Genomic DNA, 18,556 nt, shown 5'->3' on the forward strand with positions numbered 1-18,556 from the left:
CCATGGCGGCGGCTGCGATGATCGGCGACAGCAGCAGGCCGAAGGTCGGATAGAGCACGCCGGCGGCGATCGGGATGCCGGCGGCGTTGTAGATGAACGCAAAGAACAGGTTCTGCCGGATGTTGCGCATGGTGGCCTGCGAGAGCCGGCGGGCGCGAACGATGCCGCCGAGATCGCCGCCCAGCAGCGTGATGCCGGCGCTTTCCATCGCAACGTCCGTGCCGGTTCCCATGGCAATGCCGACTTCGGCTGCGGCGAGTGCTGGGGCGTCGTTGACGCCGTCGCCGGCCATGGCGACGATCCGGCCGGCCTTCTGCAGTCTGGTCACGACGGCGCTCTTCTGATCCGGCAGCACCTCGGCCTCGACATCGGCAATGCCGAGTTGCCGCGCGATGGCATTGGCCGTGGTGCGGTTGTCGCCGGTCAGCATGATGACCTTGATGCCCTCGGCGGCCAGTGCCTTCAGCGCATCCGGCGTCGACGGCTTGACCGGATCGGCGATCGCGAACAGCCCGGCCAACTTCCCGTCGACCGCGATGTTGATGACGGTGGCGCCGTCGCCGCGCAGCCGTTCGCCCTGCTCGTGCAGCGACTGGCTTTCGACCCCGAGCGACGACAGGAAGTTGGCATTGCCGAGAGCCACGGTCCTGCCGTCGACCTTTCCGGTGGCGCCCTTGCCTGTCGGCGAGTCGAATTCCTCCACCTTGCTCATATCGAGATTTTTTTCCTTCGCCGACCGCACGATGGCGTCGGCGAGCGGATGCTCGCTGGCGCGCTCGACGCTGGCCGCGAGCCGCAGGATTTCGGTTTCGTCGAAACCCTCCGCCGCGACGATCGCGACCACTTTCGGCTTGCCCTCGGTCAGCGTGCCGGTCTTGTCGACCACCAGCGTGTCGACCTTTTCCATGCGTTCCAGCGCCTCGGCATTCTTGATCAGCACGCCGGCCGCGGCCCCCCGGCCGACCCCGACCATGATCGACATCGGCGTCGCAAGGCCTAGCGCGCAGGGGCAGGCGATGATCAGCACGCTGACGGCGGCGACCAGGCCGAACGCCATCCGCGGTTCCGGGCCGAACCAGGCCCAGGCGGCGAAGGCAATGATGGCGGCCGCGATGACCACCGGGACGAACCAGCCGGAAACCTGGTCGGCCAGCCGCTGGATCGGCGCGCGCGAGCGCTGCGCCTCCGCGACCATCTTGACGATCTGGGACAACAGCGTGTCGCGCCCGACCTTGTCGGCCCGCATCACGAAGCCGCCGGACTGGTTGAGCGTGCCCGCGATCAGCTTGTCGCCGGCTTGCTTGGTGACCGGCATGGATTCGCCGGTCACGAGGGATTCGTCGAGCGCGGAGCGGCCCTCGAGAATGACGCCGTCGACCGGCACCTTCTCGCCCGGCCGGACCCGCAGATGGTCACCGACCTGCAGGCTGTCGATCTGCACCTCGTGGTCGGCGCCGTCATCGCCGATGCGACGCGCGGTCTTCGGCGCCAGTTCGAGCAGCGCCTTGATCGCGCCTGACGTCGCCTCGCGGGCGCGCAGCTCGAGCACCTGGCCGAGCAGGACGAGCACGGTAATGACCGCCGCAGATTCGAAATAGACGGCGACCGCGCCGCCATGGCCGCGGAAAGCCGCCGGGAAGACGCCGGGCGCGATGGTGCCGACGAGGCTGTAGACATAGGCCACGCCGGTGCCGATCGCGATCAGGGTGAACATGTTGAGATTGCGCGTCTTGATCGACTGAAAGCCGCGCACGAAGAACGGCCAGCCCGCCCACAGCACGACGGGTGTCGCGAATACGAATTGGATCCAGTTCGACAGCGTCGGGTCGACCCAGTCGTGGCCGCCGACGAGGTGACCGCCCATTTCCAGCACGATGGCGGGCAGCGCGAGCAAAAGGCCGATCCAGAACCGCCGCGTCATGTCGGCCAGTTCGGGATTGGGCGGCGTATCCAGGCTGGCCACCTCGGGCTCCAGCGCCATGCCGCAGATCGGGCAGCTTCCGGCGCCGACCTGGCGGATCTGCGGATGCATCGGGCAGGTGTAGATCGCGCCTTCCGGCGCCTCGGCCTTCGGCTTGCTGTTGCCGAGATAAGCGCTCGGGTCCGCGGCGAATTTGGTCCGGCAGCCGGCCGAGCAGAAATGAAAGGTCTGGCCCTGATGGTCGAAACGATGCTTGCTGGTGGCGGGATCGACCGTCATGCCGCAGACGGGATCGCGCACGGTGGCGCCGCCGGCGGAAGGGTGGTCATGGGAATGCCCGGCGTGATGGTGATGCAAGCCGCCGCCGCAGCAGCCGCCTGCGCCCTTGTTCCTGGCGTCCGTCATCGCGTTCTCCCATATCCACTTGCAACCTATACCCGGTAGGGGTATATAGACGGCATGCGAAAAGACATCAAGGCTTCCTGTCAAAAGCGTCTGGGCCGGATCGAAGGGCAGGTCCGTGGCCTGTCCAAAATGGTCGAGGACGACCGCTACTGCATCGACATCGTCACCCAGATCTCGGCGGTACGGGCGGCACTACGGCGCGTGGAGGAGGAAGTACTGAAGGATCACGTGTCGCATTGCGTCGAACACGCGATCACCAGCGGCAACAAGGCCGATCAGCGGGAGAAGATCGCGGAATTGATGGCCGTCATCGGCCGGTCCGATCGTTGATCGAGGCGATCACGATGCATTTACCGCGATTTCAACCGTCCACCCCTTCGCTTGTTCCCTTGCCCCGGATCATATAGTAGCAGTCGCGCATGACCTCGACCGGAACACTTTGGCGGATAGTTGGAGCGGCGATCCTTTTGATCGCCGTTCAATTCGCGTCGGTCGCCGCCAAGGCCCATGCCGGTCATGGGCACGGTCCCGATGCGCACCATCAGTCGCATGGTCATCACGCGCATGGCACGGCGGCGGGTAACGCGCATGCGACTTCCTCCGCTGCCGTTGCGGATCGGACCGTCCAGGCCGAGGCCACGGCCCATGACACAACGGGCGCACCGTCTGCCGATACCGGCGCCTGCGTGATGGGCTGCTGCGGCTATACCGGTTGCTGCGGAGCCGCGCTGGCGGCGGTTTCGCCCAGCCTTCCTCCGAAAGCGTGCCCGCTTCGCGTCGGCTTTGCACGCCTGGTTTCCGTTCACGGGGTGGACCCCCAGGGTCGGCGCAAGCCCCCTCGATTCCTCGCCTGAGTGACGACATCCCCGGACCTGCCTCGGCAGGACATCCGCGAGATGAAGCTTCTTTTCAGGTGAGGATTTTTCAATGCGCTTGTTGTTTGGTGCCGCGCTTTGCGCGGCCGCCCTCGCCTCCTTTTCGGGAGGCGGACCGCTGCTGGCCCATGACGGCCACGATCATGGCGCGCCGCCACCGCCGGTGACGTCGAACCTCGCGCCTCGCGCGGAAGCCGCCTCGGAACATTATGAGCTGGTCGCGATCGCGCGTGGCGGCGACCTCGTCATCTATCTCGACCGCTTTGCGACCAACGAAGCGGTGGATGGCGCCAGCATTACCGTCGAGACCCCGGCGGGTCCGGAACCCGCGCGCGCGATGGCGAACGAGCCCTACCGGCTCGGCGCTCCCTGGTCCAACAAACCGGGCTCCCATGACCTGATCTTCACGGTCAGCAAGGACGGTATCGACGATGTGCTGTCCGCGACGCTGATCGTTCCGCCGGAAGATCCCGGCGCAACAGCCGCAACGACTTCCCTGTCGGGCATTGCGGGCGGCATTCAGGATCTCTCGTCTCGTTACCTCCCGACCGCGCTGGTGCCGGGACTCGGAGGCTTTGCGGCGGGCATTGGCCTCATGGCGTTGGTGCGACGACGAAACCGGCCCGCGATGGTCCTGATCCTTGCCGGGATACTCGCCATCTTCAGCGGCGCCGCGCGTGCCCATGACGGCGACGACCATGGCGGGCCGGCCAATTCGAATCCGACGGTGCGCGACCTGGCGCAGCGGTTGCCCGACGGCGGCGTATTCGTGCCCAAGAGCATCCAGCGGATCCTCGCCATCCGCACGGTGCAGATCGAATCCGCCGCGCATCGCGCCGCGCTCGAATTGCCGGGCCGCATCATCCCCGATCCGAATGCCAGCGGATTCGTTCAATCGTCAGTCGGAGGCCGTCTTTCTCCGCCACCGAACGGCTTTCTGCGGCTGGGGACACCGGTCAAAAAGGGCGACGTTCTCGCCTATATGACGCCGCCGCTGCAGGCGATCGACGCCTCCGACATGCGCCAGCGCCAGGGCGAACTCGACCAGCAGATCACCATCGTGGAGCGCCGGCTGGCGCGCTACGAAACGCTGGTGCCGAGCGGCGCCATTGCCCGTACCCAGCTGGAGGACACCAGGACAGAGCTGCAGGGCCTGAAGGACAGGCGCGGCTCGCTCGACAAATCGCGCCGCGAAGCCGAAGAACTCATCGCGCCGGTGGACGGCATCATCGCCGAAGGCACCGTCGTCGCCGGCCAGATGGCCCAATCCAACGCCGTCATCTTCCATATCGTCGACCCCACCCGCCTGTGGGTCGAGGCGCTCAGTTACGACTCGCTTCCCGGAGTTCAGGGCGCTGTGGCCCGGCTGAGCAACGACCGCACCTATCCGCTCGCCTTCCGCGGCGCCGGGTTCGCCGGCCGCAACCAGTCGATCCCGGTGCAATTCGCGGTGCAGGGCGACCTCGCGGGCCTCCGCGCCGGACAGTTCGTCACCGTGCTCGCCACCACGGATGAGGAGAAGACCGGCTTCGCCGTTCCCCGGGCTGCGGTGGTGCGCAACGCCAATGGCCAGGACGTGGTCTACGAGCATGTCGCAGCGGAACGCTTCGAGCCGCGCCCGGTGCGGGTCGAACCGCTTGACGGCGATCGCGTCTTCATTGCAACCGGGCTCGCCGCGGGAAGGCGTCTTGTCGTTCAAGGCGCCGAGCTGCTCGGCCAGATCCGCTGAGGGGACGCCAGATGTTTCGCTTTCTCGTCACCCAGTCGCTGCGCAACCGCCTGATGGTGCTGGCGGCCTCGGCCATCCTGGTGCTGCTCGGTATCTTCAGCGCCAGCCGGCTCCCGGTCGATGTCTTTCCCGACCTCAACAAGCCGACCGTCACCATCATGACCGAATCCGAGGGGCTAGCGCCTCCGGAAGTCGAGCAGCTCGTCAGCTTTCCCATCGAAACCCAGATGAACGGCGTTCCCGGGGTGACACGGGTGCGATCCGTTTCCGGCGTGGGGCTCTCGATCGTCTATGTCGAGTTCGACTGGGGCACCGACATCTATCGCAACCGCCAGCAGATCGCCGAACGGCTTTCCCTGATCAGGGCCCAGTTGCCGCCGAACGTGGTTCCCCAGATGGGGCCGATCAACTCGATCATGGGGCAGGTCTTGATGGTCGCGATGACCAGCGACAAGGCATCCGCGATGGAAGTGCGCGAGGCCGCCGACTTCACCGTTCGTCCGCGGCTGCTGACGATCCCGGGGGTCGCTCAGGTCATCCCGATCGGCGGCGAAGTCCGCCAGTATCGGGTGGCGCCGAATCCGCCGGCGCTGCGCAGCCTTGGCGTCACCTATGAGCAGGTCGAACAGGCGCTGACCCAGTTCGGCGTCAACACCGGCGGCGGTTTCACCGACCAGCACTCGCGCGAATATCTGATCCGGAATATCGGACGAACCACCAATCTGGACGACCTGCGTAGCGTGGTGGTGGCGCAGGTCAATGGCGGGCCGGTGTTTCTGCGCCAGGTCGCGACCGTCGAGTTCGCGCCCAGAGTGAAGCGCGGCGAAGCCGGCTTCATGGGCAAGCCGGCCGTCATCGTCTCGGTCGAGAAACAGCCCAACGTCGATACGATAGCACTGACACGCGAGATCGAGCGCGCGCTTAAAGAAATCACGGCGTCGCTTCCGCAGGGCATCAAGGCCGACCAGGTCGTTTTCCGCCAGGCCGACTTCATCGAGACGTCGATCCGCAACGTCGAACAGGTCCTGATGGAAGCCGGTCTCGTCGTCGCGGTCGTGCTGTTCGCGTTTCTGTTGAACTGGCGGACCACGCTGATTTCGCTGACCGCGATCCCGGTTTCGATCCTGGCCACGGCCTCGATCTTCTATTTCGCCGGGCTGTCCATCAACACCATGACGCTGGGCGGCCTTGCCATCGCGCTGGGCGAACTGGTCGACGACGCCGTGGTCGATGTCGAGAATATCTTCAGGCGGCTGCGCGAAAATCGCGCGCTGGAACATCCGAGGTCGGCGTTCGACGTGATCGTCTCGGCCTCGCAGGAGGTCCGCTCCGGCATCGTCTATGCGACGGCGATCATCGTGCTGGTGTTCGTGCCGCTGTTCGCGCTGTCGGGAATCGAGGGCCGGCTGTTCGCCCCGCTGGGCCAGGCCTACATCATTTCGATTCTCGCCAGCCTCGCGGTCTCGATCACGCTGACCCCGGTGATGGCCTACTACATGCTGCCGCAGCTGAAGCGCCTCGACCATGGCGACAGCGCCCTGGTGCGCGTGCTCAAGCGCGGCAATGCATCGCTGCTCGAACGTGCCTTTCGCCATCAGCGCGCGCTGATGGCGTTCGCGGTGCTCGCCGTGACCATGGCGGCGATCGGCGCGTCGCTGCTGCCGCGTGCGTTCCTGCCGCCCTTCAACGAAGGCACCTTCACCATCAACATGCTCTTCAACCCGGGCATCTCGCTCGCGGAGTCCAATCGCGTCGGTCTGATTGCCGAGCGGATCCTCCTGGAAGTGCCCGAGGTCAAGACCGTCGGCCGGCGGACCGGGCGCGCGGAACTGGATGAGCATGCCGAAGGCGTCCATTCCTCCGATCTCGAAGTGAACCTCGAGCCTTCCTCGCGAACCAAGGTGGACGTCATCGCGGAGATACGCTCGCGCCTGGCGGTTCTCCCGGCTTCCATCAATGTCGGTCAGCCGATATCGCATCGGCTCGATCACATGCTGTCGGGGGTTCGCGCCGAGGTCGCGCTGAAGATCTTCGGCGATGATCTGGACGCGCTGCGCGCCGCCGCGGAAGCGATGCGGGCCCGAATGGCCGGCATCCCCGGGCTCACGGATCTGCAGGTCGAAAAGCAGGTGCTGATCCCCCAGCTCGAGATCCGGGTCGATTACGCGCGCGCCGCGCTCTATGGGGTGCAGCCCGCTATCGTCATCGAACAGCTCAGCCGGCTCTCTAACGGACGGGTGGTCTCGCGCGTCGTAGACGGCTACCGCAGGTTCGACGTCACCATGCGGTTGCCGGACCGTCTCAGGACCACGCAAAGGCTGGCAGACCTGCTGATCGAAACTCCGACCGGATGGATTCCGGCGAGGCAGCTGGCGGACATCAAGGAGACCGAGGGTCCGAACCGGATTCTGCGCGAGAACGGGCGCCGTCGCGTCGTGGTGCTGGCCAATACCGACGGCACCGCCGACATGGCGAAAATCGTCGAATCGATCCGGGAGATGACGGCGTCGACCAAGTTGCCCGAAGGGTTTTACACCAGCCTCGAAGGCACGTTCCGGGCGCAGGAGGAAGCGAGCCGCACCATCGGGATTCTCTCGCTGCTGTCGCTGTCGCTGGTTTTCGCCATTCTCTACAACCGCTATCGCTCAGTGCTGTTCGCCCTGATCGTGATGGGCAATGTGCCGCTCGCCCTGATCGGGGCCGTGATCGCGCTGTGGCTGACGGGCCAGCCGCTATCGGTCGCGTCCATGGTCGGTTTCATCACATTGACCGGTATCGCGGCGCGCAACGGCATCCTGAAAATCAGCCACTACATCAACCTTGCGCTGCAGGAGGGCCTGCCGTTCGGACGCGATCTGGTGGTTCGCGGCAGCCTCGAGCGGTTGACCCCGGTGCTGATGACGGCGCTGGCGGCAGGCGCCGCCCTGGTTCCGCTACTGATCGATGCGGCAGCGCCCGGCAAGGAAATCCTGCATCCCGTGGCCGTAACGATCTTCGGCGGCCTCATCAGCGCGACCCTGCTCGATACGTTTCTCACGCCGGTGCTTTTCCTGCGGTACGGAGAAAAACATCTCGAGCGCCTGCGCCGGGACGCCGCCGCGTCGCGTGATCCCGCTCAGGGACCATCGCCAGCCGAAGCCTTCTGAAACTCAACCATGGAGAAACCCGAATGTATGCCAGATTGCTGTTGATCGGAGCCCTGCTCACCCCGGTTGGTTCAGGCTGGGCCCATGACGCCAAGGGGTCGCATGGCGGACGTATCGCCGATGCGGGAGCCTACCATGTCGAACTGGTCGTGAAGTCCGACGTCGTCGACGTGTTCATCAGCGACGAAGGCGAGAAGCCCGTTGCGGCGTCCGGGTTCAAGGGGACCGCGATCCTCGTGGCCGGCGGCAAATCGCAGCGCGTTGTGCTGGCGCCCGTCGACGGCGCCAGGCTTTCCGGCCGTGCTGCGGCAGCGTTGCCGAACCAGCCCAAAGGGGTGGTGCAGCTGACGGGTCCCGACGGCAAGACCATTCAGGCCAAATTTGACTGAGATCAAACCGGCCGGCGATCCCGTCGGCTCCGATACGAAACAGGCATCAGACGAAGGAGTTGCAACATGATGATTTGGACCAGGAGCGGAATCGCATTGATTGCCGCAACGCTGCTTTCAGCGAGCGCCTGGGCGGGTCCGTCCGGGCACAGCCACGGCCACGGCCATGGCCACGGCGACACATTCTCCGCCGGCGAGCCGGGCAATCCGAAGAAGCCGTTCAGGACGATCCAGGTGACGATGCGGGAGTCGGACGGAAAAATGCTGTTCGTCCCGGCGCGGCTCGAGGTCAGGAAGGGCGAGCAGATCAAGTTCGTGCTGCGCAACAACGGCGAGCTCGAACACGAATTCGTGCTGGCAAGCACGGCGGACAATCTCAAACACGCCGAAGAGATGAAGGAGCACCCCGACATGGTGCATGAAGAACCGAACGGAAAACAGCTGGCTCCGAAGAAGACAGGCGAGATCATCTGGAAGTTCACCAAGGCCGGCGAGTTCGAATATGCCTGCCTGATCCCCGGTCACCGCGAGGCGGGAATGACCGGAACGATCCTGGTCAAGTGATCGTATTCGACCATCGGCGCGCGCGCGTTGAGCGGGTGGCTTGATCTGGCTCAACGGCGGCGGGCGGAATCGGAGGCTGACTATGGCATCGTTCTCATGCAGGTCCGTTCAAATGATCTCCCGTAGAGGCGTCTTGTTGGGAGCGACGGCAGGCGCCGCGCTTCTCATGGCACCGCGGTCAGGCCTGGCCGCTGCCGGCCGCTTTGCCAACCCGCTCCGGATTCCGCCGCTGCTGGAGGGGGTGGCCGGAACCGACGGGAAGGTCTACGAGCTGAATGTGACGTCCGGGAAATCCGAGTTCCTGTCGGGAGTCTCGACCCCGACACTCGGAATCAACGGCCCCTATCTCGGCCCCACGATTCGCTGCCGCACCAATGACCGTGTCACGATGCGGGTCCGGAACAGTCTGAGCGAACCGACCACATTGCACTGGCATGGGCTGCACCTGCCGGCGGCAAGCGACGGGGGTCCGCATCAGGTGGTTGAACCCGGCACGGTCTGGGAGACCTCGTTCGCCATCAAACAAGCGGCGTCGCTGTGCTGGTATCATTCGCACCTGATGGAGCAGACCGGCGAGCAGGTGCTGCGCGGCCTTGCCGGCCTGTTCCTGATCGAGGATGAGCAGGGCAAATCGCTTGGACTGCCTTCGGATTATGGCGTCGACGATATCCCGCTCGTGATCCAGGATCGGCGGTTTAGCGCCGACGGCAGCTTCGACTATGACCTGACGATGCACGACGTCATGATGGGCTACAAAGGCGACGTCGTGCTGGTGAACGGAACGGCCAGCCCGCACGTGGTTCTGCGCCGGCAACGCACCCGCCTGCGCGTCCTCAACGGCTCGAATTCCCGCATCTACACGCTCGGACGCGATGATGGCGCCGACCTCATCGTGATCGGCTCGGACGGAGGCTTGCTGGAGCAGCCGGAGCGACTGCGTCGGGTCCGGGTCGGGCCGGGCGAGCGGGTCGAGATCCTGCTGGACTTGCAGCGCGATCAATCTGTTCGATTGATGAGCTATCCCGATCGGGTCGCGACCGGCGGCATGGGCCGGGGCATGATGATGGGCGGCATGGCGGGCAACAGCGAGACGTTTCCGCTTATCGAACTGCGCGCGGAAAGACTGGAGACCGCGGATCTGCGGCTTCCCGAGCGGCTCATTCAGGTTCCGGGCTGGACTGCGGCCCAGGCGGCGCGCACCCGCACCTTCTTGCTGGACATGCCGATGATGGGCATGGGCGGGATGATGGGCGGCGCCGGAATGGGGGGCGCGATGGGGATCAATGGCCGCGCCATGGACATGGGCCGCATCGACGAGCGGGTTCCGCTGGGCAGCATTGAAATCTGGCGGATCAGGAACACGACGCCGCTGGCGCACCCGTTTCATATTCACGGCGTCCAGTTTCGCACCCTCGATCGCAACGGCCGGCCGCCGCTGCCGCACGAGCGGGGCCTCAAGGACACCGTGATGGTGGATCCCGATTCGACCGTCCGGGTCATCACCGAGTTCTCCGACTTCGCCGATCCCAAGCGTCCCTACATGTATCATTGCCACATCCTGGAGCATGAGGATGCCGGGATGATGGGCCAGTTCGTGGTGGTGTGAGGAGCCGGTCCGAATGAGCGTCGTCAAGGTTGCCTATTTCTCGGATGTATTATGTATCTGGGCCTATATCGCGCAGGCGCGCATCGATGCGGTCAAGGAAAAATTCGGCGAGTCGGTCCGGCTGGACCAGCGGTTCTGTTCGGTCTTCGGCAATACGCCGCTCAAGATTCCCACGACATGGCGGGACAAGGGCGAGTATGCCGGGTTCAACGCCCATCTCCGCAACGTGGCGCTGCAGTTTCCGCATGTCGCGCTTCACCCGGACATCTGGCTGACCACGCGCCCGCCGACCTCGACCAGCGCGCATCTGTTCATGACGGCCGTCCAGCAATGGCAAAACGACCGGCAGAGTGAAGGTGGACCGGCGTCGCCGGTTTTCGACGAGGTGCTCTGGGCGTTTCGTTGCGCGTTCTTCCGGGATTGCCGCGATATCGCGCGCTGGGATGTTCAATGCGAATTGGCCGAGGCGTTGGGCGTCGATATCGCCGCGGTCGAACGACGCATCCATGATGGCACCGCCCATGCGGGACTGGCATCCGACTATCAGGACGCCGACAAGATGCGCATCGAGGGCAGCCCGAGCTTCGTCCTGAACGAAGGGCGGCAGAAGCTCTACGGCAATGTCGGCTTCCGGATCATCGAAGCCAACATCCAGGAACTATTGCGGGCACCAGGCGGCGATCAGGCCAGTTGGTGCTGAACGCCGGACAGAGTGCGTCCTACGCTACCAGCTCCATCATCCCCTGGCGCGGCCGGGCGCGGCGTTCCGGCACATATTCGACCACCATGTAGTGTTCCGCGACGGTGACGCGTTCGACCAGCACCGCATCGGCGGCAACCGGCGTCACCTCGGCGTTCGCAACCGGAAGCGGCGCTTCCTGGTCAGCCTCTTCAGGAACAAGCGGCGGCGATTCGATCTGTTCTGGAAAGATACCGAATTCGCCCGCTACCTCCGGGAGCGGCTTCTGCTTGTCGGCCCAGTGCAGGGCGGTGTAGTCGAAGCCCTGCACGATGGTGGGCTTGACGACTTCGAAATAGGGCGAGATGTCGAAGTCGCGCGGCATGTACAGCGACGAATCGCGGATGTGCAGGATCTCGCGCCGGGCCTGCCTCGAACCGGCGCGGGTGATCTTGGGCAGGATTGGATAGCGCACGGCGTCGAATGCCTGTGCGATCAGCGCCGAGCAGATGATCTTGGTGGGATCGCCGGAACCGAATGCGATCATGCGCCGCCGCCAGCGCTGCGGGACCGGCAGCGGGATCAGGAAGCGCATCAAGTCGAGGATATTCTTGGTGTCGTAGCCGAAGCCGATCCGGTTGATGGCGTAGCGGCACACCGTGGTGCGGTCTTCGTAACTGAGGCCGACCGGGCGGCACAGCCGCGTGTGATAGGGGAAATATTTCGACAGCGGCGCCGAGGTCACGCCCTCGCCGATATTGGCCTCGATCAGGACATGCGGCTCGCCATCGTCTTCGGCCGCGCCGTGGATCGGGCCGACATAGAGCGCGGCGTGCGACCAGGTCGATTGCGTCAGGTATTTGATGATGCCGGAAACACGGTTGTTGCCCTCGACCAGCAGGACGTCGCCGGGCTGCATGATGCGGTTGAGATGTTCGGGATCGCTCGGCGTGAACGGTTCATAGCCCGGCACCTCCTTCTGAAGGTACCCCGCGATCCATTTGCCTACGGTATCGAGCACGACACCCATGATAATTCCCCCCGACGGCCTTTCTGACCATTCTTTGTATGTCCCGATCATGGTCGCAAGCCGTTGCAATTTAGTTCATGAACGGGAACGGCGACTCATGATTGGTTCACCATGATGGTTGCCGCGCGGGCGCGGATGCGGCAAGTTCGCCGGATGTTCTCTCGTTTCTAAAAGTTCCGGAAACCATGACATGACAATGACGCGCCGGGACTTGCTGAAGGCCGCCGCAGCGCTTGCGGCGGCGCCGGCCCTCGGCGCCCGCGCAGGGGCTGCGCCGCTGCCGCGCGATGCCGACATCGTGGTGATCGGCGCCGGCGCGGCCGGCATATCCGCCGCACGGCGCGTCATGGCGGCGAACCGCAGGGTCATTGTCGTGGAAGCCTCGAGCCAGATCGGCGGCCGCTGCCTCACCGATACCGCGACATTCGGCGTGCCGTTCGATCGCGGCGCGCGGTGGATGTACAATCCCGAAACCAATCCGATGGTCAAACTCGCGCGCGCCGCGGGGCTCGACCTCGCGACCGCGCCGATCGGCCAGAAAATCCGCGTCGGCCGCCGCAATGCACGGGCCGGAGAAACCGAGGAGTTCCTCGCGACCCTGGTGCGCGCCAATCGCGCCATCGACGAAGCTTCCCGCGGCAAGGCCGACGTCGCGTGCGCGTCCGTGATGCCGAAGGACCTCGGCAACTGGGCGGGGACGCTGGAGTTCGCGCTCGGCGCCGGTTTCACGGGCAAGGATCTGAAGGACGTCTCGGCGATCGACAAGGCGCGGGCGCAGGATCGCAATGCCGCGCTCGCCTGCCGGCAGGGCATGGGCGCGCTGATCGCCAGGCTCGGCGGGCAGGTCCCGCTGGCGCTGTCGACGCCGGCAAGCCGCGTCGCCTGGAGCAACCGCGATGTCACGGTGGAAACGCCCTCCGGCAAGATCGTCGCGCGCGCCGCCATCGTCACGGTGTCGAGCAACGTGCTGGCCGTCGGCGGCATCAGATTCACCCCCGACATTCCGAAGCGCCAGCTCGATGCCGCGGCAAGATTGAGTCTCGGAAGCCTCGATCGCATCGTGCTGCAGCTGCAGGGCAACCCGCTGGGGCTCGGCCGCGACGACGTCTTCATCGAGCAGAGCAATTCGACGCGGACGGCGTTGCTGTTCGCCAACATGGCGGGATCGTCGCTATGCGCGGTCGACATCGGCGGCGCCTTCGGCCGCGATCTCTCGGCGCAGGGCGAAGCAGCCATGGTGGCTTTCGCGACGGAGTGGCTGACCAAACTTTTCGGCAGCGAAGTCTCCGGCGCCGTGACCAAATCGAGCGCGACGCGCTGGAACGCCGCGCCCTTCACGCTGGGCGCTATGTCATCGGCAGCCCCGGGCGGGCAGGGATCGCGAAAGATACTCACCGAGCCGTTCGGCTGCATGTTCCTGGCGGGCGAGGCGACCCACGAAACCCTGTGGGGCACCGTCGACGGCGCTTGGGAAAGCGGCGAGCGCGCGGCGGAAGCGGCGCTGCGCCGGATCGGCGCGTTGAAGGATGAGCCGGCGCCGGTCCAGAAGCAGCGGCAGCAGCGGCGGCGCACGGCGCCTGCCCGATCGCCGGGAGCGCCGATCAATTGAAGCCATCGAGGCCGAAGGCGCTGATCTCGTGGTCGAGCGGCAAGGACAGCGCATTCGCGCTGCATGAAATCAGGCGGTCGGGCGAATTCGACGTGGTCGGTGCATTGACGACAGTGACCGAGACCTTCGAGCGGGTGTCGATCCACGGCGTGCGGCAGGAAGTTCTGCATGCGCAGCTGGACGCCGCGGGTCTCCCGCCGCGCATCGTGCCGATCCCTTATCCTTGCCCGAACGAGATCTACGAAGCGCGGATGGGCGAGGCCGTGGCGCAAGCGGTGCGGGACGGCATCACCCACATCATCTTCGGCGATCTCCATCTCGCCGATATCAGAGCCTACCGCGAACAGAAGTTGGCGGGCAGCGGACTCGCGCCGGTGTTTCCACTGTGGCAGCGGCCGACGCTGCCGCTGGCGCATGCGATGATCGCAAGCGGGCTCGAGGCCCGTCTCGCCACCGTCGATCTGAAATACCTGCCGGCGGAATTCGCCGGGCGCAGATTCGATGCGTCGTTGCTGGCGGATTTGCCTGTTGGTGTCGACCCCTGCGGCGAGAACGGCGAGTTTCACACCTGCGTGGTGGCAGGACCGTTTTTTTCGAAGCGACTTTCGGTCGTGACGGGCGAGCGCGTGGAGCGCGATGGCTATGTGTATTGCGATCTGGTGCTGCACGAACCGTAAGAGAATCGTAGGGTGGGCAAAGCGTAGCGTGCCCACCAATCTCAGGCACGCGAGAAGATGGTGGGCACGGCGCAAGAGCGCCTTTGCCCACCCTACGATTTATGTACTCACCGCAACACCCCGTCCAGCGCCGGCAGGCCGATGACGACCGCGGCCGCAATCAGGGCGTAGCAGATGGTGCGGAACAGGGTCTCGCTGGCGCGGCCGAACAGCTGGGCGCCGATCAGCACGCCGATGGCGTAGACCGGGCCGACCAGCAGCGAGAACCGGATGGCGTCCGGCGTGATCAGCCCGGTCAGCGAATAGCTTACCGCCGAGAAGAAATCCGAGGCCGCGAAGAACAGCAGGATGTTGGCGCGCGCGATCACCGAGGCCACCGGGCGTCCGAGCCAGTAGCCGACGATGGGCGGGCCGCCGGTTTGCGCGAGTCCGCTCAGGAACCCCGACAAACCGCCGATGCCGACCGAAATCGCCGCATGGTCCCTGCCGCGATAGCGCCAGCCGGACAGCAGGAGAAGCAGCAGCGCGAATACGAAGCCGGAGATGATCCAGCGCGTCGTCACCGGGTCGAGCCGGCTCAGGAAGTAAGTCCCGATCGGCACGCCGATCAGGGCGCCGAGCACCATGACGGAGGTGGCCTTGCGGTCGGCCTGCTTCCACGCATTCGGGACCAGCGGCAGGGCCGCGATGAAATCGATGATGAGCAGAACGGCCGCGACCAGTTGCGGCGCCGCCATGCTGCTCGCCAGCGGCATGAAGATCAGCGCGGAGCCGAAGCCGGAAAATCCGCGCGCGGTGCCTGACACCAAGGCGATCACGCAGATGGCGATCGCCGCGTTGACGCCGACGTCGGCCGGGATGAGGCCGGCGAGATTCATGCTCTATCCAAGCCCGAACATGGTGTGATCGGAACACCGCTCCACACCTTTCGGCATCATGCCCGCAGGAGGCCGCCGGTCTTCTTCGTCACCTCGGCCACGATCTTCGCGGCGACGGCCTCGATCTCCTGATCGGTCAAGGTCTTTTCGCGCGGCTGGATCGTCACCGCGATCGCGATCGATTTCTTGCCGTCGTCGATGCCCTTGCCCTCGTAGACGTCGAACACGGCAACGTCCGTGATCAGCTTCCTGTCGACACCTTGCGCCGCGCGCACGATGTCGCCCGATCTGACCGCGCGGTCGACGATGAAGGCAAAGTCGCGCGACACCGGCTGGAACGCCGAGAGTTCGATCACCGCCTTGGCGCGGGTCGGCTTCGCCTTGGCGGCGGGGACGCGGTCGAGAATAACCTCGAAGGCGATCATCGGCCCGTCGGCGCCGAGTTGCTCCAGCACGCGCGGATGCAGCTCGCCGAAATGGCCCAGCACGTTTTGCGGGCCGATCTGGATGGTGCCGGAACGCCCCGGATGCAGCCAGCCGGCGCCGCCGGGCACAACCTGCAGCGCCTGCATCGGCGCGCCGGCAGCGGCCAGCACCGCGAACGCATCGGCCTTGGCGTCGAGCGCATCCGTCGTCGCCGAGCCGGACCAGTGCCGTCCGATGCCTTTCGACGACGCAAAGCCGTGGCGAACGCCGGACGCGGCGACCAGTTGGTCTTCGGGTTTGTCGCCCTTGAACACCTGGCCGACCTCGAACAGCGCCACATCCGCAAGGCCGTGGTTGGCATTGGCCTGCACGGCCGCGATCAGGCCCGGCAGCAGGCTCGGCCGCATGTCGGACAGGTCGGACGCGATCGGGTTGGCGAGCGCGAGTTCGGGCTGGCCGCCGCCGAACAATTCGGCCGAGGGCTTGGCGATGAACGACCATGTCACCGCCTCGACCATGCCGCGCGCGGCCAGCGCGCGCTTGGCGCGGCGGGTGCGCAGCTGGATCGGGCTCAGGATCGGCTTGCGCGGCGCATCGCCACGATCGAACGGCGTCATCGGCACCTGGTCGACGCCGACGATGCGCACGATTTCCTCGACGAGGTCGGCCTTGCCGTGCACGTCGGAGCGCCACGACGGCACCGCGATCTTCACCACGGAGCCGCTGCCGGCCATCATGAATCCGAGATGGCCGAGAATGCGCCTGACTTCTCCGAGCGGCACCTCGATCCCCGCCAGCCGCTTGATCTCGCCGAGCGGAAAATCGATGATCTTGTCTTCGCCGTGAGTCTTGCCGACCACGACGTTTTCCGACGGCGTGCCGCCGCACAGCTCCATTACCAGCCGAGTCGCCATCTCCAGCCCCGGCACCATGAAGGCCGGATCGACGCCGCGCTCGAAGCGATAGCGCGCGTCGGAATTGATGCCGAGCTTGCGGCCGCTCTGCGCGATGTTGATCTCGTTCCACAGCGCCGATTCGATCAGCACGTCGGTGGTGTTCTCGTCGCAGCCGGAGGCCTCGCCGCCCATGATGCCGGCCAGCGATTCGACGCCCTGGTCGTCGGCGATGACACAGATGCCGCTTTCGAGCCCGTAGACGCGGCCGTCCAGCGCCAGCACCGTCTCGCCGTCGCGGGCGCGGCGCACCACGAGATTGCCCTTTACCTTCGCCGCATCGAACACATGCAGGGGACGGGCGCGGTCGTAGGTCATGAAGTTGGTGATGTCGACCAGCGCATTGATCGGCCGCAGCCCGATCGAGGTCAGGCGCCGCTGCAGCCATTCCGGCGACGGGCCGTTCTTGACGCCGCGCACCAGCCGCAGGGCGAAGCCCGGACACAGCGTGGCGTCCTCGACCGTCACCTTTACCGGGCAGGGGAACTCGCCCTTGACCGGCTTGATGCCGGGATCCCTGAACTTGCCCATGTCGGCGGCGGAGAGATCGCGGGCGATGCCGTGCACGCCGGTGCAGTCCTGCCGGTTGGGCGTCAGGTTGATTTCCAGCACGGGGTCGCCGATCCCGGCCCATTGCACGTATGGTGCGCCGACCGGCGCATCGGCCGGCAACTCCATGATGCCGTCATGGTCTTCGGAGATCTGCAACTCGGCGGCCGAGCACAGCATGCCGCGGCTTTCGACGCCGCGGATGGTGCCGACCCCGAGCGTGATGTTCTTGCCGGGAATGAAGGTGCCGGGCGGAGAGAACACGCTGACCAGGCCGGCGCGCGCATTCGGCGCGCCGCACACCACTTGCACAGGTGCTGCGCCATCGCCGGTGTCGACCATGCAGACGCGCAGGCGATCGGCGTTCGGATGCTGTTCGGCGGAAATCACCCGCGCGATCGTGAACGGGGCCAGCGCCCTGGCCTTGTCATCGATACTCTCGACCTCGAGCCCGATCATGGTGAGCTTGTCGGCGAGCTTGTCCAGCGGCTCGTCGGTGTCGAGATGTTCCTTCAGCCAGGACAGGGAGAATTTCATGATGACTGCTTCTCTTGTCCCCTCTCCCGCTTGCGGGGGAGGGTCAGGGTGGGGGCTCTCTCGGCACAAACAGCGGCAATGGTTTCGAGGACACCGGCTCGATTGCTCATCACGTCGTGATTGCTGAAGCGGAGCACCCGAAAGCCTTCCGCCTCAATCACAGCCGACCGAGCAGCATCCGCCTGCTCGCCACGGTCGGAGAAATGTTGGCCGCCATCGAGCTCGATCACCACTCTGGCTGCATGGCACATGAAGTCCGCGATATAGTTGCCGATAGGCACCTGGCGGCGAAAGCCGGCGCCGTTAAGCCGATGATCCCGCAACTCCGACCACAGGAGGCGTTCGACGTCGGTGGAGTTTCGTCGGAGCGCGCGCGCGTTCGAGCGCAGCTTTGGGGTGACTTTCCACTTCGCACTTTTCTCGTCAGCCATGCAGACCTCAGATGCCGAGAGACCCCCACCCCAACCCTCCCCCGCAAGCGGGAGAGGGGGCTCGACCTGTCGCTCGGATAGACGGTACGTATCCCCGCATACACGTGGGATTGAAATGTGGAGACGAAAGGTATCAGCCCCAGTCTCAGTCT

At 65.5% G+C, this 18,556-nt stretch carries 15 protein-coding genes; 10 read left to right on the forward strand and 5 right to left on the reverse strand.

What is annotated here, in order from left to right; genetic code table 11:
* Positions 1-2,326: heavy metal translocating P-type ATPase (locus Q8R73_RS16790; protein ID WP_305720675.1), on the reverse strand; the 2,326-nt coding region annotated here is incomplete at its 3' end.
* Positions 2,327-2,380: 54 nt separating this feature from the next.
* Here Q8R73_RS16790 and Q8R73_RS16795 point away from each other — a divergent pair.
* The 8 genes from Q8R73_RS16795 (at position 2,381) to Q8R73_RS16830 (ending at position 11,335) form a co-directional block, all read left to right on the forward strand.
* Positions 2,381-2,656 (forward strand): metal-sensitive transcriptional regulator, encoded by a 276-nt coding sequence (locus tag Q8R73_RS16795; protein WP_305720676.1) that lies wholly within the window; start codon positions 2,381-2,383, stop codon positions 2,654-2,656.
* Between the two features lie 89 nt (positions 2,657-2,745).
* Positions 2,746-3,180 (forward strand): hypothetical protein, encoded by a 435-nt coding sequence (locus Q8R73_RS16800; protein WP_305720677.1) that lies wholly within the window; start codon positions 2,746-2,748, stop codon positions 3,178-3,180.
* Positions 3,181-3,253: 73 nt separating this feature from the next.
* The gene (locus tag Q8R73_RS16805; protein WP_305720678.1) at positions 3,254-4,930 is read left to right on the forward strand and encodes an efflux RND transporter periplasmic adaptor subunit; all 1,677 of its coding nucleotides are present in this window, start codon (positions 3,254-3,256) and stop codon (positions 4,928-4,930) included.
* Between the two features lie 11 nt (positions 4,931-4,941).
* On the forward strand, positions 4,942-8,076 hold the full coding sequence (locus Q8R73_RS16810; protein WP_305720679.1) for an efflux RND transporter permease subunit: 3,135 nt from the start codon (positions 4,942-4,944) through the stop codon (positions 8,074-8,076).
* A gap of 23 nt (positions 8,077-8,099) precedes the next feature.
* On the forward strand, positions 8,100-8,465 hold the full coding sequence (locus Q8R73_RS16815; RefSeq protein ID WP_305720680.1) for a hypothetical protein: 366 nt from the start codon (positions 8,100-8,102) through the stop codon (positions 8,463-8,465).
* Between the two features lie 66 nt (positions 8,466-8,531).
* Complete coding sequence (locus tag Q8R73_RS16820) at positions 8,532-9,029, forward strand: cupredoxin family protein (protein WP_305720681.1); 498 nt, start codon at positions 8,532-8,534, stop codon at positions 9,027-9,029.
* 166 nt (positions 9,030-9,195) lie between these two features.
* Positions 9,196-10,635 carry a multicopper oxidase family protein gene (locus Q8R73_RS16825; RefSeq protein WP_305720682.1) on the forward strand — a complete coding sequence of 480 codons (1,440 nt, stop codon included), beginning with the start codon at positions 9,196-9,198 and terminating at the stop codon, positions 10,633-10,635.
* A gap of 13 nt (positions 10,636-10,648) precedes the next feature.
* Positions 10,649-11,335 carry a DsbA family protein gene (locus Q8R73_RS16830; protein ID WP_305720683.1) on the forward strand — a complete coding sequence of 229 codons (687 nt, stop codon included), beginning with the start codon at positions 10,649-10,651 and terminating at the stop codon, positions 11,333-11,335.
* A 19-nt stretch (positions 11,336-11,354) separates the two neighbouring features.
* Here Q8R73_RS16830 and Q8R73_RS16835 read toward each other — a convergent pair whose 3' ends face one another.
* Complete coding sequence (locus tag Q8R73_RS16835; protein WP_305720684.1) at positions 11,355-12,344, reverse strand: YiiX/YebB-like N1pC/P60 family cysteine hydrolase; 990 nt, start codon at positions 12,342-12,344, stop codon at positions 11,355-11,357.
* A gap of 190 nt (positions 12,345-12,534) precedes the next feature.
* On the opposite strand from Q8R73_RS16835, the gene Q8R73_RS16840 reads away from it, so the two are divergent.
* Both Q8R73_RS16840 and Q8R73_RS16845 read left to right on the forward strand, forming a co-directional pair.
* Positions 12,535-13,953 carry an NAD(P)/FAD-dependent oxidoreductase gene (locus Q8R73_RS16840; protein ID WP_305720685.1) on the forward strand — a complete coding sequence of 473 codons (1,419 nt, stop codon included), beginning with the start codon at positions 12,535-12,537 and terminating at the stop codon, positions 13,951-13,953.
* Positions 13,950-14,630: an ATP-binding protein gene (locus tag Q8R73_RS16845; RefSeq protein WP_305720686.1), complete on the forward strand. Its 681-nt coding sequence runs from the start codon at positions 13,950-13,952 to the stop codon at positions 14,628-14,630. The genes Q8R73_RS16840 and Q8R73_RS16845 overlap by 4 nt, the downstream gene beginning before the upstream one ends.
* 107 nt (positions 14,631-14,737) lie before the next feature.
* On the opposite strand, the gene Q8R73_RS16850 is transcribed toward Q8R73_RS16845, so the two are convergent.
* From Q8R73_RS16850 to Q8R73_RS16860, 3 genes are read right to left on the reverse strand one after another with little or no spacing between them, the layout of a single operon-like run.
* A complete protein-coding gene (locus Q8R73_RS16850; RefSeq protein ID WP_305720687.1) occupies positions 14,738-15,508 on the reverse strand; it encodes a sulfite exporter TauE/SafE family protein in 771 nt (256 codons plus the stop codon).
* 56 nt (positions 15,509-15,564) lie between these two features.
* Positions 15,565-17,973 (reverse strand): phenylalanine--tRNA ligase subunit beta, encoded by a 2,409-nt coding sequence (gene pheT / locus Q8R73_RS16855; protein ID WP_305720688.1) that lies wholly within the window; start codon positions 17,971-17,973, stop codon positions 15,565-15,567.
* The gene (locus tag Q8R73_RS16860) at positions 17,970-18,404 is read right to left on the reverse strand and encodes an endonuclease domain-containing protein (RefSeq protein ID WP_305720689.1); all 435 of its coding nucleotides are present in this window, start codon (positions 18,402-18,404) and stop codon (positions 17,970-17,972) included. Before Q8R73_RS16860 ends, pheT begins: the two co-directional genes overlap by 4 nt.
* Positions 18,405-18,556 lie beyond the last annotated feature (152 nt).

Origin of the sequence: Bradyrhizobium sp. (genome assembly GCF_030697065.1) — a bacterium.
In the GTDB taxonomy this organism is placed as follows: Bacteria; Pseudomonadota; Alphaproteobacteria; order Rhizobiales; family Xanthobacteraceae; genus Bradyrhizobium.

Excerpts from the sequence above, each read along its gene's own strand:
- Q8R73_RS16795 (WP_305720676.1), top strand. The coding sequence starts at position 2,381 with ATGCGAAAAGACATCAAGGCTTCCTGTCAAAAGCGTCTGGGCCGGATC.
- Q8R73_RS16800 (WP_305720677.1), top strand. The coding sequence starts at position 2,746 with ATGACCTCGACCGGAACACTTTGGCGGATAGTTGGAGCGGCGATCCTT.
- Q8R73_RS16805 (WP_305720678.1), top strand. The coding sequence starts at position 3,254 with ATGCGCTTGTTGTTTGGTGCCGCGCTTTGCGCGGCCGCCCTCGCCTCC.
- Q8R73_RS16810 (WP_305720679.1), top strand. The coding sequence starts at position 4,942 with ATGTTTCGCTTTCTCGTCACCCAGTCGCTGCGCAACCGCCTGATGGTG.
- Q8R73_RS16815 (WP_305720680.1), top strand. The coding sequence starts at position 8,100 with ATGTATGCCAGATTGCTGTTGATCGGAGCCCTGCTCACCCCGGTTGGT.
- Q8R73_RS16820 (WP_305720681.1), top strand. The coding sequence starts at position 8,532 with ATGATGATTTGGACCAGGAGCGGAATCGCATTGATTGCCGCAACGCTG.
- Q8R73_RS16825 (WP_305720682.1), top strand. The coding sequence starts at position 9,196 with ATGGCACCGCGGTCAGGCCTGGCCGCTGCCGGCCGCTTTGCCAACCCG.
- Q8R73_RS16830 (WP_305720683.1), top strand. The coding sequence starts at position 10,649 with ATGAGCGTCGTCAAGGTTGCCTATTTCTCGGATGTATTATGTATCTGG.
- Q8R73_RS16835 (WP_305720684.1), bottom strand. The coding sequence starts at position 12,344 with ATGGGTGTCGTGCTCGATACCGTAGGCAAATGGATCGCGGGGTACCTT.
- Q8R73_RS16840 (WP_305720685.1), top strand. The coding sequence starts at position 12,535 with ATGACAATGACGCGCCGGGACTTGCTGAAGGCCGCCGCAGCGCTTGCG.
- Q8R73_RS16850 (WP_305720687.1), bottom strand. The coding sequence starts at position 15,508 with ATGAATCTCGCCGGCCTCATCCCGGCCGACGTCGGCGTCAACGCGGCG.
- pheT (WP_305720688.1), bottom strand. The coding sequence starts at position 17,973 with ATGAAATTCTCCCTGTCCTGGCTGAAGGAACATCTCGACACCGACGAG.
- Q8R73_RS16860 (WP_305720689.1), bottom strand. The coding sequence starts at position 18,404 with ATGGCTGACGAGAAAAGTGCGAAGTGGAAAGTCACCCCAAAGCTGCGC.